Here is a 21,995-nt window from a genome sequence, read left to right as displayed (position 1 = left end):
GTGCAGAAGTTCCTCACCGGCAGCAAGACGATCACCTGCGCGACCGACCCCGACAACCACCGGCTGCTCGTCCGGCGCAACGAGGGCGGCAGCATGTACTACAGCCTCTTCGCGCTCGCCGACGCGGCCGCGGGCCGGTTCTCCAGCCCGCTCGCGCACTTCCCGCAACCGGCCCTCGGCAGCGGGTCGGTGACGTTCCAGGGGTACACGGTGCTCGGCGACTACCTCTACACGCTGGACGGGACGGGGCACGAGGACCCCGCCGACATCGACTCCTATGTGACGGCTGTCGACATGAACACCGGTCAGGTCGTGCAGCGTTCGCTCACCAAGGCCGGTGAGACGCTGTTCTACCGGGAGCCCGAGGGGATGATGGTCTACCGGACCGTCGACGGGAACCTGCGCCTGTGCTTCGGGTTCGCGTCCCGGCCGGACATGACGAGCCTGAGCCGGTACGCCAGCGTGTACGACAAGGACGTGCTGATCTGACGTGCCCCGCGCGGGCGCCCGAGGGTGCCGCGTGTGTCAGTCGGCCACTCCGAGATCCCGGCGCATGAGGTGGCTCATGGCCGAGAGCCGCGGCTCCGCGGCCTTGAGGTCGAGCAGGGCCTGGTCCGGGGTCTCGGAGGGGCCGGCGCCGCCGCGGTCGATGCGTTTCACCACGGCGTCGACGCCGGCGAGTATCGCGTTGACCTCACGGGAGGCGGCCAGGACCGTTTCCGGCACGGTGAGCTGGGCTTCCGCGTAGCGGTCCCGGTAGTCGAGCCGCGCCTCCTCGACCTGGGTGCGCTCCTGGTCGGTGAACACCCCGTCGCGCAGGCGGTGCAGCGCGTCCTTGAGCAGGGTGTGCAGCTGCCGGGACGCCCGGTTGAGCGCGATGTAGGCGGCGCGCTTCTCCTGGTGACGCCGCAGCCTCTCGTCCGCGTCGTGGTCGAACGTCCTCTGCCGCACCGTGACCCTGTGGCTGATCAGCGGCGCGAGCAGCGTCCCCAGGACCCCGGCGACGGCGGCGACCATCGCGGCGACCACAGCACTCATGGCGGTGATCCTATGAGCTGACGGACCGCCCGCGTACCCGTTCCTCCCGCCCGTCCCGGCGCGTCCCCGCGCTCCCCCTCCTCCCTTTCCTCGACGGGTGGTACGGGGCGGACGCGCGTTCGGGCCGTTGACGCCTTCGGGGGAATTCCGGGCCACGGACGAGGGAACGGGCGCCCCGCCTCACCCGGCGCGCCGGGGAGACCACGCGAACGCCCGTCACGGGGAGGGGTTACATCGGGTTGGAGTGTCACGGGCGCCCGGCACTCGGCGCCGGGCCGCCCACCGACAGCACGCACCCGAACCCCGCGGAGCCACACCGATGACCCGACAGACGCTGCCCGGTACGGCGCCCGGCACCACCCAGTGCAGCAGCACCGAAGAGGAGGCGACGTTCCGGGGATTCCGCTACGCGGTCCGGACGACGCGGCGCCACTCCGGTGACCAGGACGGCACGCCGACGCTCATCCTCGGCGGCTCCTCCCAGGACCGCTACTCCTGGGCCCGGCACGAGGCCGCGCTCACCGCCCTCGGCCCGGTCGTCACCGTCGACCTCCCGGGCTACGGGGAGGCCGACTTCCTGCCCGCCTCCTACGGCATCGACTTCCTCGCGGACGCCGTGCAGCACCTCCTCGAAGCGCGGCGCCTGGCACGCGTCAACCTGGTCGGCGCATGCTTCGGCGGCGCGATCGCGCTGCGGTTCGCGCAGCGCCACGCGCACAGCCTGACGCGGCTGGTGCTGGTCGGGATGACGAAGTCGATCCCGCCGGCCTACGCCGGGCAGGCCGCGCGCTGGCTCCGGATGTCGGACCAGGGCCGGACCGCGGAGATCGCCGCCGAACTCGTCGCCCAGTTCATGTCGCCCGCCGGTGCCGGACCGGTGCGGCGCCATGCCGCCGTCTCCCGGCTGCTCCACCGGCAGTTCACCCAACGCACCTCCGCGCAGGAGCGGATGGACCTGGAACACACCCGCCGGCTGCTGGCCCACGACTGGTACGTGCCGCTGCCCGCGCCGCGCGTCCCCGCACTCGTGCTCACCGGGGAGCACGACAGCCTGACCACCCCGGGGATGGGGCGGCAGGTGGCCGGATGCCTGGAGGGCGCCTGGTTCACCACGATCAAGGAGGCGGACCACCTCGTCCCCGTCGAGCGCAGCGACGAGCTCAGCGACGTGCTGACCCGCTTCCTCGCCGACCGCACCATCGAGGCGCTGCCGTACTGCAACCAGGTCGAGTTCATCCCTCCGGCGCGCCTGGCGCCATGAGCGGCCCGACCGTCGGCCCGACCGTCGGCCCGGTCGTCGGCCCGACCGGTCGCCTCGGTGCGGTTCGCTCAGCCCGGTTCCTTCGGGGTGAGACGGTCGGTGGGGAGGCGGCGGGTGAAGGCGAAGCCCGCCAGGGTGATCGCGCCGGTGGCGAGGATCGCGGCTTTCAGGGCGTTGAGCTGGGCCTGCGCGTACGCGTCGACGACGGCGTCGGCCTCCTGGGGCGGCAGCCCGGCCTTCTGCGCGCCGGCCCGCACCTGGTCGGCGCTGACGAAGCTGATACCGGCCTCCAGGTGGGTGCCCACCTGTTCGCGGGTGGCGGCCGTGATCGCCGGGTCGTCCTCGATCTGCGTGGTGAACGCGGTGGCCAGCGCGCTGATCAGGATCGAGCCGATGAGCGCGGTGCCCAGTGACGAGCCGAGGTTCTGCGCGGTGTACTGCAGGCCGCCGACCTCGCTGCGCGCGCTCTCGTCGACGCTCGACTGCACGACGTTCCCCAACTGGGAGGCGAGCAGTCCCATGCCCAGGCCGAGCACGGCCATCGCGAAGCCGAACGACACGTCGTCGATGTGCGGCCGGACCGTGCCCAGCAGCCACACGATCGCGACCAGCAGCACGAGCAGCGCCACCCGGACGACGGTCCGCGGACTGGCGTAACGGCCCAGGAGCGGGCCGCTCATCGCGGAGACCAGCATCGTGGCGGACACCGGCAGCAGTCGCAGCCCGGTCTGGAACGCGTCGAAGCCCTGGACGACCTGAAGGTAGAGCGGGATCGTGAAGAACAGGCCCAGCAGGATCAGGTTCTGGGCGAGCAGCATCGCCAGGCCGGACCGCAGCGCGGGGATGCGCAAGAGGGCGAACCGCACCAGGGGCACGCCGTCGTGGTGCTCCACGCGCCGTTCCCAGGCCCGGAACGCGCCCAGCAGCACGCCGCCGGCCGCGACGGTGAAGACGGTCGGTGAGAAGCCGAGGACGGTGAAGGGCGGGTTGCGGGGACGCAGCCAGCCCCATGTGCCGCTCTGCAGGACGCCGAGCACCACCAGCGCGAGACCGGCGGCGGACAGCACCGCGCCGACGGCGTCCAGCCGGGGGCGGGGGCCGGTGACAGGCGGGTCGGGCCGGATCCAGCGCAGCACCGCCAGCATGGCCGCCACCACGACGACTTCGCCGGCGAACACCAGGCGCCACGTCAGGTACGTGGTCACCCAGCCGCCCAGCAGCGGACCCACGGCGATCCCCGCGCCGGCCAGGCCGCCGACGACCCCGTATGCGACGGCCCGGTCACGCCCCTCGTAGGTGCCGGCCACGAGCGCGGCGAGCGCGGGCAGGACCAGTGCCGCGCCCAGCCCCTCGATCACCGACCAGCCCACCGCGAGCACGCCCAGCGTCGGGGCCACCGCGGTGATCGCCGATCCCGTGCCGTAGACGACCAGGCCGACGGCGAAGACCCGGCGGCGGCCGAACATGTCGCCCAGCTTCCCGCCGGTGATCATGAAGGCGGCCATGACCAGCGTGTAGAGGGTGATGACCGCCTGGATCGCGGTGACCTCGGTGTGGAAGTCCTTCACCAGCTGGCTGATCGACACGTTCATCACCGAGGTGTCGAGCACCATCAGGAACTGGCCGGTGCCCAGCACGACCAGCGCCCGCCAGTGCCCGGCCCCGGAGGCTTCCCGGTGGCCCTCGCGGCTGCTCGCGCTCATCCGGTCCTGCCCCTTCCTGCCCACCCGCGCCCCGGCGGCGGGGTGGTCCCGGGCCCCGGGCGACGCTTCCCTCCCATTGACGTCCCGGGAGGCGGCGAGGGGCAGCCGGGAACGTCCGTCCGGGTGGCGGTGGGCCGCGGAGCGCTTTGCCGATATGTCAGTGAATCGCTTCAGTTGCCTCACCATCGGGTGAATGAAAGGATCCTCTCGTTTGAGAGCGGTATGCGCGGTGGATGAGGACGTGAGGACGAGGTGGCGGCGACGACCTTCGGGGAGTACCTCCGTCGTCTGCGGCAGGACGCCGGACTCACCCTGGAGGAACTCGCCGAGGCGTCGGGTCTGAGCCCGCGCGGCATCGGCAATCTCGAACGCGGCCACCGCACCACACCCCAGCGGGGCACCGTCGCCGCCCTCGCCCTCGGCCTGAAGCTCGACGACGAGGCGCGGGCCCGGCTCGCGAGCGCCGCCCGGGAGGGACGCGCGCCGGACCCGGCACCGCGTCCCGCGGACGGGCTGCCCCGCAGCGTCGAGGACTTCGTCGGACGGCAGAAGGAACTGGCGCGGCTGCGGAGCGTGGCCGCGGCCGCGGGGTCCGGGCCGGCGCCCGTCGTGGCGCTGTCCGGGCCGCCCGGCGCGGGCAAGACGAGCCTGGCCCTGCACGCGGCCCGCCTGCTCGCCCCTTCCTTCCCCGGCGGCCGGATCATGCTGGACCTGCGGGGCCTGGACGCGTCCCCGCCCGAGCCCGCCACCCTGATGGCGCAGGTGCTGCGCGCGGCCGGCGTGCCCGACGGCGAGCTGGCGAAGGCCGGCCCCGACGGGCAGCCCGGCCTCTACCGGAGGACGCTGGCCGCGCGGCCGTTCCTCGTGGTGCTGGACAACGCGGCGGGCGAGTCGCAGGTGCGGCCGCTGCTGCCCGGGGCCGGGCCGAGCATGGTGCTCGTCACCAGCCGCCGCATCCTCAGCGGCCTGGAGGGCGTCGACCGGCTCATGCTGGACGAGCTGCCCGCGGGCGACGCGCAGGCCCTGCTCGCCGGGATCATGGGGCGGGAACGGGCGGCGGCCGAGCCGGAGCAGGTCGCCCGGCTCGCCGCGCTGTGCGGGCGGCTCCCGCTGGCGCTGCGGGTCGCCGGCTGCTGGCTGGCCACCCGCACGGGCTGGACGGTGGAGCGTTACGCGGACCGTCTCGCGGTGGAGGAGCGGCGGCTGACGATGCTGGCCGCGGGCGACGTGCGGGTCGGTGCCGCCTTCGGCCTGTCCTACCGGCGGCTCACGCCCGAGGCGGCCCGCCTGTTCCGGCTCCTGTCGCTCGTCCCCGGATCCGGGGTCGGGACGGCGGTCGCCGCCCATCTCCTCGGCGGTGACGTGCCCGCCGCCGAGGACGCCCTCGAAGAGCTGGTCGAGATGGGCCTGCTCGGCACGGACGGCAGCCGCTACCGGCTGCACGACCTGCTGCGGCTCTTCGCCCGCGCGCGCCTGGCGGAGGAGGACGGCGAGGAGGCGGCGCGTGCCGCGGCGGCCGGCCTGTGGCGCTGGCTGCTGCGGACCGCCGTCCTCGCCGGCCGCTGGTTCGAGCCGGACCACGGCGCACCCGCGCGGCAGCCGGGCCTCGTCCGCCTCGGCACCGCCGAGGAGGCCCGCACCTGGCTGCAGGAGGAGGGCGACACCTGGCTGGGCGCGTTCCGGGCGACGGCGGCAGCCGGCGAGGACGCCACCGTCGTCGACGTGGCCGAGGCCATGCACTGGTTCTCCGACCAGTGGATGTTCTGGGGCCACTGGCCGGAGGTCTTCAGGACCGCCGCGGAGGCGGCGCAACGGCTCGGCGACCCGCTGCTGGAGGCCACCCAGCTCAACTACTGCGCCTGGGCGCTGCTGGTGTGCGAGCACCGCCCCCGGGACAGCGTCGCGTGGTCGTCGCGTGCCCGCGCCGCCGCCCTGCGCGCGGGCGACCCCGGCCAGACCGGCTGGTCCCACCTCTACAGCGCGTGGGCGCTGGGCAAGACCGGCTCCCACGACGAGGCGGCCGAGCACAACCGCCTGGCGGCGCGGTACCTGGCGGAGGCCGGCGACGTGCACGGCGGCCTCCAGGCCGCGGCGGCCCACGGACTCGCCCTCATCGAGGCCGGTCGGTACGAGGCGGCGGTCGGCGCCCATCGGGCCGCGCTGGCGGACCTGGACGGGCAGGCCGGCCGGATCGAGCCGCACATCGCCGCCGTCAGCCGCATCAACCTGATGATGGGCCTGGGCCGTTCCCATGCGGCGCTCGGCAACTGGCCCGAGGCGACGCGCTGTCTGGACCAGGGCGTCGACCTGTGCCGGCGCAGCCCGAACCCGGGCCTGGAGAGCCGCGTCCTGATCCAGCTCGCCAGGGCGTGCGCGGCCGCGGGCGCGGGGGAACGGGTGCGGGAGGCGTACGCACGGTGCGCGTCCCTCGAACAGGCCGACCCCGTCTGCCGGGAGGAGGCCCGGGCCTACCTGGCCGCGGCGGACCGCGAGGCGGAACCGGCCGCACGGAACGGTTGACGGTTTGCCGGTGCCGGTGCCGGTGCCGGGGCGAGTACGGGTGCGGGGCGCTGACGCGGTGTGACGGTGCCGGCAGGTCCGGGTCCGGCCCTTTCCGGCATGCACGCACCGGCCACGTCCCGTGCACGCGGGGCCCAGGGGCGCGTTCCGGGCTGCCTAGCGTGGGAGACCGACCCACCACCGGCAGCCGGTCCTTGAGGAGTGCCCGCATGTCCCGACCCACCGTCGTCCTCGTCCACGGCGCGTTCGCCGACGCGTCCAGCTACGCGAGCGTCGTCCCCGAACTGCTGGCGGACGGCTTCCCCGTCGTCGCCCCGGCCGTTCCCAACCGCAGCCTGACGGGTGACGCCGCCTACGTCGCGTCCGTCGTGCGGCGCATCCCCGGCCCGGTCATCCTCGTCGGCCACTCCTACGGCGGCGCCGTCATCACCGTCGCCGGCACGGAGGAGAACGTGCGCGGCCTGGTCTACCTCGCGGGCTACGCGCTGGAGGAGGGCGAGAGCCTGGGCGAGCTGCAGGGCCGGTTCTCCGACTCCGACCTCGCCGACGCCCTCGTCTACGCGCCGTTCCCGGTCGAGGGGCAGGAGGACGGCACGGACGTCTCCGTCGACGTCGAGCGGTTCCCCGAGATCTTCGCGGCGGACGTCGACCCGGTGCTCGCCCGCGTCCTCGCCGTCACGCAACGGCCGCTCGCCGCCCGGGCGTTCGGTGAGGCCGCGCCCGTCGCGGCGTGGCGGAGCAAGCCGTCGTGGGGACTCGTCGCGTCCTCGGACCGCACCATCAACCCCGAGGTGGAGCGCTTCGGTTACCAGCGGGCCGGGATGACGACCGTCGAGGTCGACTCCTCGCACCTGGTGATGCTCGCGCACCCCAAGAGCGTCGTGGCGCTGATCCGGGAGGCCGCGGACCGCGCGTGACGCGGGCCGGGCGCGCGCCCGGTGCGCGGCCGGTGCGCGGCCGTACGCCGTGCCGTGCGCCACGGGCCGGTCCTGTGGCGCACGGCACGGCGGGGGCACTACTTGTTCCCCTGGTTGTTCCTGGTCCCGTCCCACCCCCTCGCGATGGGATGGGGCACGGGCGGCACCGGGCCGCCTCCGCCCCTCGGAGGGAGGCCGCGTGACCACCACCCTGTTCCGCAACGACGGCCGGCGCGGCGCCGACGGCGCCGACGGCGCGGACCGCTGGCAGCACGCGGTGTCCCGCGCCTACGTGCCGATGCGCGTCGCGCTGAAGGACCCGAGCTCGGCGGAGGGCAGCATCGCCAGCACCCGCGTCGGGTCGCTGCGGGTGTGCCGGGTGGAGGCCGGGCCGCAGACCGTCTCCGGGTACCGCCGGCCCGCGCAGGAGGCGCAGCCCTGCGTGATCCTCACGTTCCAGGAGCAGGGCACCGCCCTCAAGCAGCAGGACGGGCGCGAATCCGTCGTCCGGCCCGGGGAGTTCTCCCTCACCGACTCCTCGCGCCCGTTCAGGAAGCGCCTCGACACGGACTTCCGCTTCACCTCCTTCTGCCTTCCTCGTGACGAAGTGGATCTCGGGCAACGGGAGTTGAGCGAGCTCACCGCGACGTCGTTCCGCCGGGAGGACAGCGCGACGGCCGGGCTGGCCGCGGACGTCCTGGGCCGCGTCGCCCAGGACGCGGCGGTGCTGGACGGGTCCGCCGGGCGCCGGCTCGCGGCGACCGTGGTGGACCTCATCACGCTGATGATCGACGAGTTGCGGCGGGACGCCCGGCCGGGACCGCCGTCCTCCCACGCCGTCGCCCTGGAACGCCTCAAGCAGTACGCGCTCGGCCGCCTCCACGACCCCGGGCTGTCGCCGTCGCGGATGGCGGCCGACAACCACATGTCCGTGCGTTACGTGCACCGCCTCTTCGAGAGCGAAGGCGTCACCGCGGCGGCGTGGGTCCGGGCCCAGCGGCTCGAACGCTGCCGCCGCGACCTCCTGCGCCCGGGCGCGCGTGACACCGCGGTCGCCGCCGTGGGCCGCCGCTGGGGCTTCACCAACTCCAGCCATTTCACGCGGTCGTTCCGCAAGGAGTTCGGCGTCACCCCCGGCGACTGGAAGCACGCCGGGAGCTCCGCCGGCACGACCGCGGGCCGGACCGCCGCCCCTGACCGCGCGGTCAACGGGAATCCGAACGCCAGACCCTAGTTCCGGCCCGCGGGGCAGGGGATGGCGGGTGCGAGGGGGCGGGGGCAGGAGACGACGGTGAAGTGGGCGAAGCGGCCACCGCCGAGCCAGTAGGCCCAGGTGACGTCGTTGCCGCGGGGCAGGCCGTCCGTCGCGTGCCACAGGCGCGTCTCGAGGGTGGGGCCTCCGGTCTCGGGGGAGGCGTCGTACTGCTCGCGCAGCCACGCGATCGCGTCCTCGGCGGCGTCCCAGGTGCCGCGGACGAGGCGTGGCGGCTTCAGGAGCCAGTGGCCGGTGACGAGCGGCGGGTAGTCGTTGCCGCGGAAGCCGGTGTCGGGCTCGGGGCGCCGCTGCGCGTCGGGGATGCCTCCGTTGCCGATCCACGCGTATCCGTGCCAGTGCAGGGCCATCGTGCCTCCCGTTGCGTGCAGGGCGGCGGGCCGGCGCTCGGGTGACGATGCGGGCGGCCCGCGGACGGTCGTCACGCTAGGGCGGGGGTCTGTCAGCCCCGGGTCGCGCGAGCCCGCGGCCCCTCCTGCCCGGGCCGGCCGGCCAGCCGGTGGCCGCGCCCGCCGTGCCGCCGGTGAGCCGGCGGGCGCGTGACGCCCGGCCAGGGCGCGCGGCCGCGCGCGGCTCACCGGCGGCGCGTCAGCGCCTGGAGGTCGGCACGACCGGGCCGCGTCCGGGTATCGGCGTGCCGGCCGAGCGGGTGGTGTCGCCGGGGCGGCCGGGATTACGGGTGGGGCGGCCGGAGGGGAAGGGGGTGCGGGACGGGACGGCGGTCGGCGTGGGGGTCGACGGCCGCGCGGTGGGGCTGGCGGGCGGGGGGCCCGCCGGGGGGATGGGGGTCCGGGGCGGCGGGCTCGCGGCCGGCCACAGCAGCACGGTGGCGCAGGCCACGACGGCCGCCGCCGCTCCCGCGGCCGCGCCGGCCCGCAGCCTGCGGCGCCGGTTGGTGCGGCGGCGGAGCCGCTCGAAGGTGCCGGGCGGCGCCGCCAGCCGCACGCGGCCCTCCAGGAGGCGCGCGGCCAGCTCCTCGTCACCGGGCTCCTCCCAGTGCTCAACGCGTGTGATCACAACGTTCTCCCAGTACGGCGCGCAGATACTCCCGGGCGGCGTGCAGATCGCCCCTGATCGTGCCCTCCCTGCGCTTGGTCAGGGACGCGATGTCCCTGACCGGCAGGTCGGCGAAGTAGTAGAGCAGGACGACGGTGCGCAGCTTCTCGGGCATCGACTGCACGATCAGCCGCACCGGCACCGACGCCTCCGCGCCCGCCTGCTGGCGGGCGAGGGCGGCCTCGGTGCCGGCCCGGCGCATCGCCCGGCGTTCCCGGTCCGTCCGCCGCCAGTGGTCGCGCACCAGGTTCGCCGCCGTCACGTACAGGAACCCGCGGGGTTCCTCGACGGTGGTCCAGTGCATCCACAGCCGGGTGAACGCCTCCGACGCGATCTCGTGGGCGGTGCCGTCGTCGTCGACGAGACGGCGGCACCAGCCCGCGAGGTCCGCGTAGAGATCGGCGAACAGCTCGGCGGCTGCCCGGTCGTGCGACGAACTCACCATGCTCCCGGTGGGGTGCGGCGGCAGGCGGCGGACGGGGTCACGTCGCGGGCGCCACGGCGGTCAGGGACGCGAAGACGATCACGTTGTCGCGGTAGCCGTCGCCGGTGCGCGGGCCGCCGCACGTGATGAGACGCAGTTCCGGACGGTCGGTGTTCCCGTAGACCTGCTGCGTCGGGAACCGGTCCTTGGTGACGGTGCGCACCGCGTCCACGGTGAACGTGGTGGCGACGCCGTCCTGAAGTCCCACGACGACCCGCGCTCCCGGGCGCAGCCGTGACAGCCGCAGGAAGACGCCGTCCCCGTAGCGGCCCACGGTGACGTGGCCGAGGATCACCGACGGCCCGAGCTGCCCGGGGGCCGGCGAGCCGCTGTACCAGCCGGCCGGGGAGTGCGCCGCCACGGGCGGCACCTGCACGGTGCCGTCCGAGGCGAGTCCGAGCCCCATGAGCGGGGTGTCCACGCCGATGTCGGCGATCCGCAGCCGCACCGGGACCGAGCGGGCGACCGGCTTCGGCGCCGGGGCGGTCGTGGCCGACGCGACGCCGCTGGGCGAGGCCGGTGCGGCCGTCGAGGTGGATGCGGGCGCCCCGGCCGCGGGCGCGGTTCCGGACGCGGCCCCGCAGCCCGCGAGCAGACCCGCCGCCAGGCAGGCGGCCGCCAGGACGGAGGGGAAGGCCGTCCGGCGCGCTGCCCGCGACGCGGGGCGCGATGCCGGAACCGGCGCGGGGTGCGATGCCTGGGCCGACGCCGGGCGTGGCGCGTGATCCGGCGAAGGTCCCGACGCGCGTCGGAATGCGCGCCGGAACGCGTTCGGCCGCGTGGCCGGCGGTGGCAGGGCCGTCCGGGACGACCGGGACGCCCGCAAGGGTCAGCCCCGGCCCTGGAGCCGGCGGCGCAGCACGAGCGCGCCCGCCCCGAGGACGAGCACGCCACCGGCGGCCAGCGCGCTGGTCTCCGCCCTGTCGGAGCCGGACGCCGGGACGGGAACTCCGGTGTCCGGGGCGCCCGACGGCGTCCTGCCGACCTGGTCGCGGGTGCTGGGGACGGGGCGGGGGGTGCGGCCGCTGGTGCTGCGCGTCGGTGCCGGGGTCGGCGTCGCGGTGCGGGCGGTGCCCGGGGCGGGGGCGGCCGTGGACGTCGGGCCGCCGGACGAGCCGGGGACCGGGGTGGGGGTGCCGCCGTCGGCGAACGCCGTTCCGGCTCCGGCGACGGCCAGCGCCGCGGCGCAGGCCAGGGCGGCTGCGAAAGAGCGTGCACGCATGAGGACTCTCCTGTCGATCGGCCCGGCCGCCCCACTGCGGGGCGCCGGGTGCTTGCGCGGGGGAACCCGGCCGGCGGAGCGACCGGCGCGGCCCGGCCGGAAGTCCGGCCGGTCGCCCGGCCGGCGGGAACCAGAGGGAGAGACGATGCGACGGGGGCGCCTGCTGTAAAGGATTGGCAAAGCCGGGATCACCGGTGCGCGGCACGGGTGGCCCGCGCGACCACGGCCCGCCCGATCACGGCCCGCCCGGCCACGGCAGCGCGGGGCACCACCTGTCCGCCGTCGGGCAAGCCTTCGGGCAAGCCCTGGTAGGACCCTGACCGGCCCTCACCCGGCGATTCCCGGCGCGGACGTCCGCGCCGGGAATCGGCTGTCCTCGGGCGGAGCCGACCGGCACCGCCTCACCGAGGGCCGTGGCGTTCAGCCGGAGAGGCCGCCGAGGCCCTGGTGATCGGGGTGGGCGGCGATCTCGTGCAGCAGAGGGTCGGGGAGGGCGGCCGCGGCCAGGCGGTCCAGGGCGGCGAGGCGGTCGGCGAGCGGCGGCCTGCGATCCTCGGGGGCGACGGCCAGCAGCCGGACGAGCAGGGCGCGCAGGCGGCGGACGACCTGCGGGCTCGACGCGCCGTACACCAGCGTCTCGTCGAGGGCGAGGGAGACCAGGTCCGGCCAGCTCGGCGCGGGGTGCGCGATGCGCGGCCGGCCGCCGCCGTCGACGATCCACGCCGGGCCCAGCGGCCGGGGCGCCAGGCGCGCCAGGGCGTCCTCGATCTGGTCGAGCGACTGGACTGCCGTCGTCGGGTCGTTGACCGCCGGGGACAGGGCCCGGATCGCGATGTCGGCCAGCAGCCGGAAGCCGAAGGAGCTGTCCTGCTCCACGGTGCGGCTCGGGCCGTAGCGGACGCACGCGGCGACCTGCCGGGTCAGCCGCGGCGGCAGGGCGCCGCCGCGTGCCTGGAGGCGTGCGACGACGGTGTCCGAGCCGACGAAGTCGCCCACGGCGTGCACGAGCCGGACCCGCACGTCGTGGCGGGCGGCCAGCCGGGTGAGGCGGCGCTCGTCGACGTTGGAGATGACGGCCGGCGGCCCGGTGCGGACGATCGGCGGCCCGTCGCGGTACGGCGGGGCGCCGGACGGGCCCCCGGCCCCGCTCGCCGGTACGCCGGTGACCGGCGGGATCGCCGGGTAGATCTGGTCGATGACGGTCCGCAGCCGTTTGCCGACCGCCCGGGAGAGCCCGCCGCCGGTCACCGCGTGGCGCAGCGACGACAGCAGGTGCAGCACGGCGACGGCGTCGCCGAGCACGAACAGCACGCCGAGGGTCACGCTGCCCCGCGGCACCATGTCCCCGCGCAGCTGGCTGAGCGTCACCAGCGCGTACAGCGCGGTCCCGACGAGCAGGCCGAACAGGACCAGGTAGTGGCTGACGTTGCCCAGCGCGGCGACCAGCCGTGGCGACATCGCCTGGACCGTCTGCACGACCAGGGTGATGGCCGTGACCACGAACCCGGCGAGGGTGATCATGCTGCCGGCGATGGCGGCGAGCGTGGCCTGCGCGGTCGACGCGCTGAACGACAGGCCCGGCGAGGACAGATGCCGTTCCAGCAGCGGCAGCGCCCAGCCCAGCACCGCGCCGCCGGCGACCAGGAGCAGCGCGACGGCGTGGCTGCGGGCGCGCCGGACGTGCTGCGACCCCGTGCCGCTGTGCGGCGGCCGGGTGCGCAGCGGCTCCGCCATCGGATGGTCCGTCATGGCCTCCTCCGCACGTCGCGACCGGCACGGGACCGGGTACCAGAGTCCGCCGGCCGTGGTCCCCGGGCGAGCCGGGCGGGCTGTTGGAGTGCCGCGGCCCGGCGGCCGTGCCGCCGCCGCGCCGGCGCCGTCCCCGCGGCGGTGCCCCGGACGGAGTACGCGCGGTCGTACCGCGACGGCTCCCGGGTGAGGGTGGCAGTGCCGCGCCCCCGCCGAGGACGTGGAACGCCGGACGTCCCCAGGAGAGCGCGATGTCGCAGAACGTAGCGGAGACCACCGGGGCCAAGCCCGTCCAGCCCTCGATCGCCGAGGCCAACGACGCGGTCCTGCGGCGCTTCCCCTTCGACGACACCCAGGACATGGAGGACGCGCGCCGCGGCTTCCTGGGCACCGCGCGGGAGGACCTGGTGAAGGCGGCGGACGGGCGGACGGTCTGGGACCTCGGCGCGTACGGCTTCCTGGACCAGGACTGCCCCGACACCGTCAACCCCAGCCTGTGGCGGCAGAGCCGGCTGTGCGCCGACCACGGGCTGTTCGAGGTGACCGAGGGGATCTACCAGGTCCGCGGGTTCGACCTGTCCAACATGACGCTCGTCGAGGGCGACCGGGGCGTTGTGGTCGTCGACCCGCTGATCTCGGCGGAGACCGCGGCCGCGGGCCTGGCGCTGTACCGCGCGCACCGCGGCGACCGTCCGGTGACCGGCGTGCTCTACACCCACAGCCACATCGACCACTTCGGCGGCGTGCGGGGCGTGCTCACCGACGACGACGTCCGGGGCGGCGTTCCCGTCCTCGCCCCCGAGGGCTTCCTCGCGCACGCGGTCAGCGAGAACGTCTACGCGGGCACGGCGATGGGCCGCCGCGCCGCCTACATGTACGGCGCCGTGCTGCCCAAGGGCGGGCTCGGCCAGGTCGGCGCGGGCCTCGGCCAGACCACGTCCACCGGCACCGTCGGGCTGATCCCCCCCACCGCGGACGTCACGCGCACCGGGCAGCAGGAGACGGTGGACGGCGTCCGCATGGTCTTCCAGCTCACACCGGGCACCGAGGCGCCGGCCGAACTCAACATCCACTTCCCGGACTTCTCCGCGCTGTGCATGGCGGAGAACGCCACCCACAACCTCCACAACCTGCTGACGCTGCGCGGCGCCGAGGTCCGCGACCCGCGGGTGTGGGCGCAGTACCTGACGGAGGCGGTCGACCTGTTCGCCGGTGCGTGCGACGTCGCGTTCGCCTCGCACCACTGGCCGACGTGGGGGCGGGAGAACGTGGTCCGCTTCCTGTCCGAGCAGCGGGACCTGTACGCCTACCTGCACGACCAGACCCTGCGGATGCTCAACGAGGGCCTGACGGCGCTGGAGATCGCCGAGCGGATGGAGCTGCCGCCGCCGCTGGAGCGCGCCTGGCACACCCACGGCTACTACGGTTCGGTCAGCCACAACACCAAGGCCGTCTACCAGCGTTACCTCGGCTGGTTCGACGGCAACCCGGCGCACCTGTGGGAGCACCCGCCGGTCGAGGCGGCCCGCCGCTACGTGGAGTACATGGGCGGCGCGGGCGAGGTGCTGCGCCGGGCCCGGCAGTCGTTCGCCGACGGCGACTTCCGCTGGGTGGCGCAGGTGGTCGACCACGTGGTGTTCGCCGAGCCGGACCACGCCGAGGCCCGCGCGCTGCAGGCCGACGCCCTCGAACAGCTCGGCTACGGCTGCGAGAACGGCACCTGGCGCAACTTCTACCTGATGGGCGCCCTCGAACTGCGCCACGGCCCGGTCGGCACCCCCACGGGCACGGCCTCCCCGGACCTGATGGCCGCGCTCACCCTCGACCAGCTCTTCGACGCGCTCGCCATCCGCGTCGACGGGCCGCGCAGCTGGGACGCCGACATCGCGGTGCGGTGGAACGTCGAGGGCCGCGATCCCGTCACCCTCCACCTGCGCAACGGCGTCCTCACCCACGGGCCCGGGACCGGTCCCGCCGCGCCGGAGCCCGACGCCGAGTTCACCCTCGACGAGCCGACGCTGCGCGCCCTGCTCCTGGGCACGCTGCCCCCGGCCGACCTCGCCTCCCGGCCGGGCGTCACGGCCGAGGGCGACGCCGCGAAGCTGGCGGCCCTGCTCGGCCATCTCAGCTCCCCCGACCCGGACTTCGCGATCGTCACGCCGTGATCGCTTGCGGCTGCCGCCCGCGGCCGGACGGGGCCCCGCCGATCCCGGCGGGGCCCGGTGCCGTCCTCAGGACGTGTCTCAGGACGTGCGGTTCTCGGAGCTGACCATCCAGGCGTACTTCTCCAGCGAGTCGATGACCGCGTGCAGCAGGTCCGCGGTGGAGGGGTCCTCGCTGTCGACCCGGTCGTGGTGGGTGCGGACCGTGTCGGCGGTGGCGCGCAGCCGCCCGGTGACGAGGTCGACGACCTGGGCGACGCTCACCTCCCCCTCGGGGAAACCGGGCAGGGTCGTGGTGGCGGACACCGTGTCGGTGCGGCCGTCGGGCCAGGCGGCCAGCGCGCGCATGCGCTCGGCGATGGTGTCGGCGGCCTCGCGGGCCTCGTCGACGATCTCGTCCAGCTGAAGGTGCAGGTCGCGGAAGTTGTGGCCGGTGACGTTCCAGTGGGCCTGCTTGCCCTGGAGGTGGAGCTCGACGAGGTCGACCAGGATCTGCTGCAGCGCCTCCGCGAGCTGCGGCGACGCCGTGAAGCCGGCGGCGTCGGACTCGGGACGGCGGGACCCTCCGGGGGAAGCGGGCATGGCGTGTCTCCTCGATGGCACGTGATCCGTATGCGAACCAGCCTCCGGGAGCCCGCCCGGGGCCGCCACCGCGCTTGACCCGCCCGGCGGACACCCGGGGCCGGGAGCACGCGCCCCGGCCCCGGCCGTCCCCCTCAGCCTCGGCCCGGGTCCCGCCCTGTGGCCCGGCTCAGCACTCGGTGACGGGCGTCGCCGACAGACGGATGTGGTCCAGGGCCCAGTACCAGTTGTTGCCGGCGTCGAAGAGCCGGAACCTCAACGTCACCTTCGACGCGCCGGACGGCACCGCGAAGGACCGGGCGACGAACTGGTTCTCCGCGTCCTTGCCGGCGTTGTCGGCCGAGGCCGAGCCGCTGTAGGTGAGCAGCGTGACGGTCTCGCCGGTGTCGAACTCCGCGGTGACGGAGGCCTGTTGGGGGCTCTCCTGCCGGTAGTGCGAGTCGAAGCCCAGATACAGCCGGGAGGCGCCGGCCGGGATGGCGACGGCGGGTCCGACCAGTGTGGAGTCGAACGTGCCCTTCTTCGACGGGGAGCCTGTGTCGTCCCAGTCGTCGGGGTCGGCCACCGCGACGATGCCCAGGCCCCGGGTGAAGTTCGCCCGGTCCTGGCTGTCGGAGGCGGTCCAGAAGCGCTTGGTCATGAACGACCAGCCCTGCTCCTCGGCGGTGCCCTGCGGCATCCCGGCGGCGTTGACGACCTGCCAGCCGGCCGGCGCGGTCCGGGTCCAGCCGAGCACGTCCGCGCCGACGTTGAGGTTGACGCGGGTCTGCAGGGCGCCGCCCAGCGACTCGAAGTCCTCGGCGAGCAGGAACCCGTCGAGGTCCGGCGCGAGCCGGACCGGGGCGTAGGCGTCGGCCAGCCGCAGCCGGCCGGCCGAGCGGGCCCGCACCGCGGCGGACAGCAGCGGGGCGGCCGTGCCGGAGCAGGACGTGGCGCCGGCCGGCGGGGTGACGTTCCAGCGGACCGTCCACGTGGCGCCCTGGGCCAGCGAGGCCGCCGACGGGCCGTCGGCCGCGACCGCCGTCCAGCCGGCGGGCGCGGTCAGCGCCGCGACGGCGCGGCGATCGCCTGACGCAGGCTCAGCGGGAGCGCGGCGAGAGCGCCGGCGGTGGCGGCCGCTCCCAGCAGGGAGCGGCGGGACAGTTCGGGAGACACGGGGTCCTCCTGCGGAGTGTTCGGTACAGACCCGTTATCCTTACGTGATGTCCGAGAGCCCCGCTGGTGGGGAAGCGTGAACGATCGGTGAAGCGCGGCCCGTCGCCGCCGGAAGACGAGCGCGGCCGGCACGGGCAGGTCTCTTCCAGGGCCCATCAGCCAAGCCCGGCCGCCGGTTGGGTCCCGGGCCGAACCCGGGCCGCCCCCAGGCAGTGCCGGGGATGCCGCCGCTCTACGGAGTTGGACACCTCGTCAGCCGGCCGCGCGCGACCAGCCTACGACCGCCCACTGACAGCCATGGCCGCCGTCCGGTGCGGCGGATTCGTGCGTGAGGGTGGTGGGCGCGGCCGGTTCCGTGCAGGGGGAAGGGCGGGGGAGGGGGCGCGGTGAGCATGGGAGCGCCGGGCCGGCTGCACGGGCCGGCGGTACGGAAGGAGACGTCGATGGCCCGCACGCTGAAGGAGTCCGCCGCTCTGCTCCAGCCGGAGCTCGCGGAACTGCGCAGGTCGCTGCACCAGGAACCCGAGATCGGCCTGGAGCTGCCGCTGACCCGGGAGAAGGTGCTGGCCGCCCTGGACGGCCTGCCGCTGGAGATCACCACCGGGACGAAGCTGAGCAGCGTCACCGCGGTGCTCAGGGGCGCGCGCCCCGGCCCCGCGGTCCTGCTGCGCGCCGACATGGACGCGCTGCCGGTGCGGGAGACCAGCGGACTGCCCTACGCCTCCCGGATCGACGGGGCGATGCACGCCTGCGGGCACGACCTGCACGTGGCCGCGCTCGTCGGCGCGGCCCGGCTGCTCACCGAGCGGCGCGACGAACTCGCCGGGTCGGTGGTGTTCATGTTCCAGCCCGGCGAGGAGGGCCAGGGCGGCGCGCAGTTGATGGTCGACGAGGGCGTCCTCGACGCGGCCGGCGAGCGGGTGACCGCCGCGTACGCGCTGCACGTGGCGGCCGCGCTGCTGCCGGCCGGCTGGGTCGCGGGCCGGCCCGGCCCGATCCTCGCCGCGGCCGACAGCGTCGAGGTGACCCTGCGCGGCAGGGGCGGCCACGGCTCCAGCCCGCACCTCGCGCTCGACCCGATCCCCGCGGCCTGCGAGGCGGTCACCGCGCTCCAGGCCATGGTCACCCGCAGGTTCGACGCGTTCGACCCCGTCGTGCTGTCCGTCGGCAGCTTCCACGCCGGCAGCGCCTCCAACGTCATCCCCGAGCAGGCCACGTTCGCCGCGACCCTGCGCTCCTTCTCGCCGGAGGCCCGCACCCGCCTGCACGAGGAGGTGCTGCGGGTGGTGCGCGGCGTCGGCGAGGCCCACGGGCTGAGCGTCGAGGCCGAGGTCGTGCCCGGCTACTCGGTGACCGTCAACGACCCCGCCGAGGCCGCGTTCGCCGCCCGCACCGCCCGCGAGGTGCTGGGCGACGACCGCTACGTCGAGATGCCGCACCCCATCGCCGGCGGCGAGGACTTCGGCGTCCTCGGCGAGATCGTGCCCTCCGCCTACGTGATGCTCGGCGCCTGCCCGGCCGGCCGCGACCCGTTCACCGCGCCCTACAACCACGCCCCCGAGGCGGAGTTCGACGACGCGGTGCTCGGCGACGGCGCCGCGCTGCTCGCCGGGCTCGCCCAGCGGCGGCTGGACCCGGCGGCGGGCGCCTGATCCGGGGCGCGCCGGCCACGACCGGCGGGCCCGACCCGTGAGCCCGCCGGTTCAGCGGACGATGCCGAGATCCACCGGGCCGATCGGCACGTAACCGGCCGCCCGGCCCTCCCCGTCCAGCAGCCGCCCCACCAACTTCAGCGTCCGCAGCGTCAGTTCACGCTCCACGACCCGCGAGGCGGGAAAGCGGCGCCCGAACTCCGCCTCCAGTCTCCTGACGTCGCCCGGCTGGTGCGTCATCAGCGACGCCGCCACGTTCGCGGACGCGCCCGCCACCAGCGCGCACATGCGCGTCTGCGGCTGCGTGCTCAGCCAGCCGGTCACGCCGGGCAGCTCCTGCGCGGGGACGTTCCACCACAGCGTGGTGCCCGTCCGGTGGCCGGACAGCGCCGGCGACGTGTCGCAGCGCAGCACCAGCTTGCCCGCGCGGCGCAGTTCGGCGACGCGGCGCCGGACCGTCGTCACGGGCAGGCCGGTGCGCTTGGCCAGCTCCACGTACGGCATCCGCCCGTCCGCGCCCAGCGCGCGCATCAGCGCCCAGTCCGTCGCGACGCCCTTCACCGACGACGGCTGCGGCGTCCGGCCGGTGGCATCGGCCGCGGCGGCCTCGCCCGCGGGGGCCGCACCCGCGGGGGCGCCACCGGCCTCGCCCGGCTCGCCGAGCGCCTCCACCTGCCCGCGGTCCAGCGCGCCGTCCCGCCAGCTGCTGCCCTCCCGCAGCGTCCGCTCCACCAGCGCCGTACGCGTCCGCAGCACGCCGGGCAGCGCGCACAGCCGGTCCAGCACGTACGACGTCGCCCCCGCGGCGTCCAGCGCGGCGACCGTGATCCGCAGGTCCCCGCGGCCGGTCACCACCTCGACCGTCACCGCCTCAGGGTGCCCGGCGACCCGCGCGCCGACCGCCAGCACGTCGTTCGCCCGGCACTCCACCGACACCAGGGCCGTCAGCCCCACCCCGAGACGGTCGGCCGACGGATACGACGCCACCCACGCGTCCCCGGCCCCCGCCAGCCGGGCCCAGCGGCGCGACAGCGTCGCCGGGTCCACGCCCAGCGGCACGGCCAGCTTCGGCCACGGCACCCGCGGATCGACCCGCAGCCCGTCGACGAGCGCGAGATCCAGCTCGTCGATCATGGCCGATCCATGCGTGCGCGGGCCGCGACGTGCGGATTCGTGCGGCGGCGACTCATGGCCGCGGATTTTAGCCATCCTTTCCGCCACGCAGAACCGCGACGTCGCCGACGTCACGCGGCCGTGCGCACCGCGGCCCGCGGCGCCGCCCGTGAGGGCGGTGCCGGAACCGTTCGCAGAACCGTCCCGCAGAACGCCCGCCCCCGCGCTCCCGGATGTGCCCATGCCGCCCAAGCAGCCCCTGCCCTCGTCGCCGACCCCGCCGTTCTCGCCGGCCGGGACGCCCCGGCGGCCCTCGCTCACGGTGCCGGGCCGCCTGCGCGTGCACCCCCTCGTCGGGCTGCTCGTCCTCGTCGAGTTCGCGAGCGGCATCCTCCAGGGCGGCTATCCGATCCTGCTGCCGCACCTCGCCGACACCCTGCACTTCGGCGCCGGCGACCAGGCCGTGGTGCTCGGCGTGGAGTTCCTCGTCGCCGGGATCGCCGTACCGGTCGTCTCCCGCCTCGGCGACCTCCACGGGCACCGCCGGCTCCTGCTGGCCACGCTCGCGCTGACCCTCCTCGGCTACGTGGCCACCGCCCTCGCCACGAACCTGCCGTTCCTGCTCGCCGGCCGGGTGCTGGCCGGGATGCTGCCGTGCTGGCTGCCCCTGGAGTTCGCGATCCTGCGCGACCGGCTCGGCGAGGAGCGCGGCGGGCACGCGGTCGGGCTGCTCGTCGGCTCGCTCACCTTCGGCAGCATCGTCGGCGCCGTCCTGCGCCCGGACGCCTGGGCGATGGCGCTGCTGCTCGCCCTCGCGCTGCCGACGGTGTGGCGCTGGGTGCCGGAGTCCGCGGCGCGGGCCCGCGGGCGGATCGACTGGCCCGGCGCGGTCCTGCTCAGCGCCGGACTCGGCCTGCTCTTCGGCGGCTTCACCAGCGCCGGCAAGTCCACCGGGCCGGTCCTCACCGCGGCGCTGCTGCTCGGCGCGGCCGCCGCGCTCGCCCTCTTCGTCCGCCACGAGCTGCGGACCGACGCGCCGACCGTCGACGTGCGGATGATGGCCCGGCCCGCCACCGCGCCCGTCTTCGTCCTCAGCTTCCTCCTCGGCTGCGCGCTGTACGGCGCGCAGTCGCCCACCCTCTCCTACCAGTCCGCCGACCCCGCGGAGACGGGCTACGGTCTCGACGCCGGCTCCCAGCTCCTCGGCCTCCTCTCGCTCCCGGCCGTGCTCGGCGCGATGGCCGGGGCGTTGTGCGCGCATCGCCTCGGGCGGCGGTTCGGGGCGCGGCCGGTCCTCGCGTGCGGGTTCGCGCTGAGCGCGGCCGGGTACGGCGCGATCTGTCTCGGCCACGCCGCGGCGTGGCAGTTCGTCGCGCCCACCGCGTGCGCGGGCCTGGGCGGCGGGCTCGGCCTCACCCTGCTGCCCGGCCTGCTCATGCGGCGCCTCCCCCTCGAACAGACCGGCGTCGGCACCGGCGTCTACAACACGCTCAAGACGCTCGCCGGGGCCGCGGCGGGGGCGGCCGGAGCCGCGCTCCTCGACACCCTCGCCCTGCGGGCGGGCGTCCCCACGGAGCGGGCGTACGTCCTGGTGTGGGCGCTCTGCGCGGTGCTCTGCGGTGTGGGCGTCCCGGTCGCGCTTGCCCTCCGGGAGGAGCGGTAGGTATGTACGGGTCGCCCCCGGGCTTGTCGGCCGTCCACCGGCCGGTGGGGTGGGTTCGGCATCCGGGGTGCCCCCGGGGCTTGTCGGCCGTCCACCGGCCGGTAGTGGGTTGCTCGCGCAGTTCCCCGCGCCCCTGATGTGCGTGCCCTTTGTTCGTGGGGTCGGGGGCGCTCCGGAAGCGTCTCCTCGGAAATGTGCATACGGGTTCGTACGTATCGGCACCCGGGGGCCGCGCACATTTCTCTGCGGGGAGCACTTCCTCCCCACCCCCTCCCGCTTACCCACCGTGCGGCGGGGGACATGGGACACAGCCAACGCCCTCCCGCAGACGGGGACGGGCCGGAAGGGGACGATCCGGGTGTGTCCCCGCAGAACTGTGCATCCACCCGCCCCACCGAACGGGAGAACGGTGCACGCACAGTTCGAGGAGACACTCCCGGAGTGG

General features: G+C 75.4%; 20 protein-coding genes and 1 pseudogene. 8 read left to right on the top strand and 13 right to left on the bottom strand.

What is annotated here, in order from left to right:
- Positions 1–489: a hypothetical protein gene (locus BMW99_RS41400; protein WP_075017478.1), complete on the top strand. Its 489-nt coding sequence runs from the start codon at positions 1–3 to the stop codon at positions 487–489.
- A 36-nt stretch (positions 490–525) separates the two neighbouring features.
- On the opposite strand, the gene BMW99_RS23345 is transcribed toward BMW99_RS41400, so the two are convergent.
- The gene (locus BMW99_RS23345; protein WP_069466336.1) at positions 526–1,038 is read right to left on the bottom strand and encodes a hypothetical protein; all 513 of its coding nucleotides are present in this window, start codon (positions 1,036–1,038) and stop codon (positions 526–528) included.
- A gap of 319 nt (positions 1,039–1,357) precedes the next feature.
- Here BMW99_RS23345 and BMW99_RS23340 point away from each other — a divergent pair, with 319 nt between their 5' ends.
- Complete coding sequence (locus BMW99_RS23340; RefSeq protein ID WP_069466337.1) at positions 1,358–2,299, top strand: alpha/beta fold hydrolase; 942 nt, start codon at positions 1,358–1,360, stop codon at positions 2,297–2,299.
- Between the two features lie 68 nt (positions 2,300–2,367).
- Here the strand turns inward: BMW99_RS23340 and BMW99_RS23335 are convergent, their stop codons facing one another.
- The gene (locus tag BMW99_RS23335; protein WP_069466338.1) at positions 2,368–4,002 is read right to left on the bottom strand and encodes an MFS transporter; all 1,635 of its coding nucleotides are present in this window, start codon (positions 4,000–4,002) and stop codon (positions 2,368–2,370) included.
- 252 nt (positions 4,003–4,254) lie between these two features.
- Here BMW99_RS23335 and BMW99_RS23330 point away from each other — a divergent pair, with 252 nt between their 5' ends.
- The 3 genes from BMW99_RS23330 to BMW99_RS23320 all read left to right on the top strand — a co-directional run bounded on the left by BMW99_RS23330 (position 4,255) and on the right by BMW99_RS23320 (position 8,673).
- A complete protein-coding gene (locus tag BMW99_RS23330) occupies positions 4,255–6,522 on the top strand; it encodes a helix-turn-helix domain-containing protein (RefSeq protein ID WP_107485400.1) in 2,268 nt (755 codons plus the stop codon).
- A gap of 209 nt (positions 6,523–6,731) precedes the next feature.
- Positions 6,732–7,439: an alpha/beta fold hydrolase gene (locus BMW99_RS23325; protein WP_069466807.1), complete on the top strand. Its 708-nt coding sequence runs from the start codon at positions 6,732–6,734 to the stop codon at positions 7,437–7,439.
- Positions 7,440–7,638: 199 nt separating this feature from the next.
- Positions 7,639–8,673, top strand: a complete 1,035-nt coding sequence (locus BMW99_RS23320) for a helix-turn-helix domain-containing protein (protein ID WP_075017477.1) — start codon at positions 7,639–7,641, stop codon at positions 8,671–8,673.
- Here BMW99_RS23320 and BMW99_RS23315 read toward each other — a convergent pair.
- The 6 genes from BMW99_RS23315 to BMW99_RS23290 form a co-directional block, all read right to left on the bottom strand.
- The gene (locus BMW99_RS23315) at positions 8,670–9,062 is read right to left on the bottom strand and encodes a hypothetical protein (RefSeq protein WP_075017476.1); all 393 of its coding nucleotides are present in this window, start codon (positions 9,060–9,062) and stop codon (positions 8,670–8,672) included. The genes BMW99_RS23320 and BMW99_RS23315 overlap by 4 nt on opposite strands.
- Positions 9,063–9,300: 238 nt before the next feature.
- Positions 9,301–9,729 carry a hypothetical protein gene (locus BMW99_RS23310; protein ID WP_075017475.1) on the bottom strand — a complete coding sequence of 143 codons (429 nt, stop codon included), beginning with the start codon at positions 9,727–9,729 and terminating at the stop codon, positions 9,301–9,303.
- Complete coding sequence (locus BMW99_RS23305) at positions 9,713–10,210, bottom strand: RNA polymerase sigma factor (RefSeq protein ID WP_107485404.1); 498 nt, start codon at positions 10,208–10,210, stop codon at positions 9,713–9,715. Before BMW99_RS23305 ends, BMW99_RS23310 begins: the two co-directional genes overlap by 17 nt.
- Before the next feature lie 40 nt (positions 10,211–10,250).
- Positions 10,251–10,874, bottom strand: coding sequence for a class F sortase (locus BMW99_RS23300; RefSeq protein ID WP_075017517.1), 624 nt, complete (start codon positions 10,872–10,874; stop codon positions 10,251–10,253).
- A 207-nt stretch (positions 10,875–11,081) separates the two neighbouring features.
- Positions 11,082–11,474, bottom strand: a complete 393-nt coding sequence (locus tag BMW99_RS23295; protein WP_075017473.1) for a RodZ family helix-turn-helix domain-containing protein — start codon at positions 11,472–11,474, stop codon at positions 11,082–11,084.
- A gap of 420 nt (positions 11,475–11,894) precedes the next feature.
- The gene (locus tag BMW99_RS23290) at positions 11,895–13,223 is read right to left on the bottom strand and encodes a DUF2254 domain-containing protein (RefSeq protein ID WP_075017472.1); all 1,329 of its coding nucleotides are present in this window, start codon (positions 13,221–13,223) and stop codon (positions 11,895–11,897) included.
- A 251-nt stretch (positions 13,224–13,474) separates the two neighbouring features.
- On the opposite strand from BMW99_RS23290, the gene BMW99_RS23285 reads away from it, so the two are divergent.
- Positions 13,475–15,388 (top strand): alkyl/aryl-sulfatase, encoded by a 1,914-nt coding sequence (locus BMW99_RS23285; RefSeq protein WP_075017471.1) that lies wholly within the window; start codon positions 13,475–13,477, stop codon positions 15,386–15,388.
- A 78-nt stretch (positions 15,389–15,466) separates the two neighbouring features.
- Here the strand turns inward: BMW99_RS23285 and BMW99_RS23280 are convergent, their stop codons facing one another.
- From BMW99_RS23280 to BMW99_RS41395, 4 genes and pseudogenes are all read right to left on the bottom strand, one after another.
- Positions 15,467–15,967, bottom strand: coding sequence for a Dps family protein (locus tag BMW99_RS23280; RefSeq protein ID WP_069467668.1), 501 nt, complete (start codon positions 15,965–15,967; stop codon positions 15,467–15,469).
- 169 nt (positions 15,968–16,136) lie between these two features.
- The gene (locus BMW99_RS23275) at positions 16,137–16,856 is read right to left on the bottom strand and encodes a hypothetical protein (RefSeq protein ID WP_069467669.1); all 720 of its coding nucleotides are present in this window, start codon (positions 16,854–16,856) and stop codon (positions 16,137–16,139) included.
- Between the two features lie 93 nt (positions 16,857–16,949).
- Positions 16,950–17,012 (bottom strand): annotated as a pseudogene (locus tag BMW99_RS43115) (hypothetical protein); the annotation flags it as partial.
- The gene (locus BMW99_RS41395) at positions 17,009–17,122 is read right to left on the bottom strand and encodes a twin-arginine translocation signal domain-containing protein (protein ID WP_177226095.1); all 114 of its coding nucleotides are present in this window, start codon (positions 17,120–17,122) and stop codon (positions 17,009–17,011) included. The gene BMW99_RS41395 and the pseudogene BMW99_RS43115, both read right to left, overlap by 4 nt.
- A 443-nt stretch (positions 17,123–17,565) precedes the next feature.
- On the opposite strand from BMW99_RS41395, the gene BMW99_RS23265 reads away from it, so the two are divergent.
- Positions 17,566–18,774 (top strand): M20 metallopeptidase family protein, encoded by a 1,209-nt coding sequence (locus BMW99_RS23265; protein ID WP_075017470.1) that lies wholly within the window; start codon positions 17,566–17,568, stop codon positions 18,772–18,774.
- Between the two features lie 51 nt (positions 18,775–18,825).
- Here the strand turns inward: BMW99_RS23265 and BMW99_RS23260 are convergent, their stop codons facing one another.
- The gene (locus BMW99_RS23260; RefSeq protein WP_075017469.1) at positions 18,826–19,908 is read right to left on the bottom strand and encodes an Lrp/AsnC family transcriptional regulator; all 1,083 of its coding nucleotides are present in this window, start codon (positions 19,906–19,908) and stop codon (positions 18,826–18,828) included.
- Positions 19,909–20,128: 220 nt separating this feature from the next.
- Between BMW99_RS23260 and BMW99_RS23255 the strand changes: the two genes are divergently transcribed.
- Positions 20,129–21,550 (top strand): MFS transporter, encoded by a 1,422-nt coding sequence (locus BMW99_RS23255; RefSeq protein ID WP_075017468.1) that lies wholly within the window; start codon positions 20,129–20,131, stop codon positions 21,548–21,550.
- The last annotated feature ends 445 nt before the right edge of the window (positions 21,551–21,995 follow it).

Source organism: Actinacidiphila rubida (assembly GCF_900110255.1).
GTDB classification, from domain to species: domain Bacteria; phylum Actinomycetota; class Actinomycetes; order Streptomycetales; family Streptomycetaceae; genus Actinacidiphila; species Actinacidiphila rubida.
The sequence above is the reverse complement of the archived record's forward strand: the minus strand, read 5'-3'. Positions and strand labels throughout refer to the sequence as shown.

Bases quoted from the DNA above. Each gene is read 5' to 3' on its own strand.
- BMW99_RS23345 (WP_069466336.1), bottom strand. From the start codon at position 1,038: ATGAGTGCTGTGGTCGCCGCGATGGTCGCCGCCGTCGCCGGGGTCCTG.
- BMW99_RS23340 (WP_069466337.1), top strand. From the start codon at position 1,358: ATGACCCGACAGACGCTGCCCGGTACGGCGCCCGGCACCACCCAGTGC.
- BMW99_RS23335 (WP_069466338.1), bottom strand. From the start codon at position 4,002: ATGAGCGCGAGCAGCCGCGAGGGCCACCGGGAAGCCTCCGGGGCCGGG.
- BMW99_RS23325 (WP_069466807.1), top strand. From the start codon at position 6,732: ATGTCCCGACCCACCGTCGTCCTCGTCCACGGCGCGTTCGCCGACGCG.
- BMW99_RS23315 (WP_075017476.1), bottom strand. From the start codon at position 9,062: ATGGCCCTGCACTGGCACGGATACGCGTGGATCGGCAACGGAGGCATC.
- BMW99_RS23295 (WP_075017473.1), bottom strand. From the start codon at position 11,474: ATGCGTGCACGCTCTTTCGCAGCCGCCCTGGCCTGCGCCGCGGCGCTG.
- BMW99_RS23290 (WP_075017472.1), bottom strand. From the start codon at position 13,223: ATGACGGACCATCCGATGGCGGAGCCGCTGCGCACCCGGCCGCCGCAC.
- BMW99_RS23285 (WP_075017471.1), top strand. From the start codon at position 13,475: ATGTCGCAGAACGTAGCGGAGACCACCGGGGCCAAGCCCGTCCAGCCC.
- BMW99_RS23280 (WP_069467668.1), bottom strand. From the start codon at position 15,967: ATGCCCGCTTCCCCCGGAGGGTCCCGCCGTCCCGAGTCCGACGCCGCC.
- BMW99_RS23265 (WP_075017470.1), top strand. From the start codon at position 17,566: ATGGCCCGCACGCTGAAGGAGTCCGCCGCTCTGCTCCAGCCGGAGCTC.
- BMW99_RS23260 (WP_075017469.1), bottom strand. From the start codon at position 19,908: ATGATCGACGAGCTGGATCTCGCGCTCGTCGACGGGCTGCGGGTCGAT.
- BMW99_RS23255 (WP_075017468.1), top strand. From the start codon at position 20,129: ATGCCGCCCAAGCAGCCCCTGCCCTCGTCGCCGACCCCGCCGTTCTCG.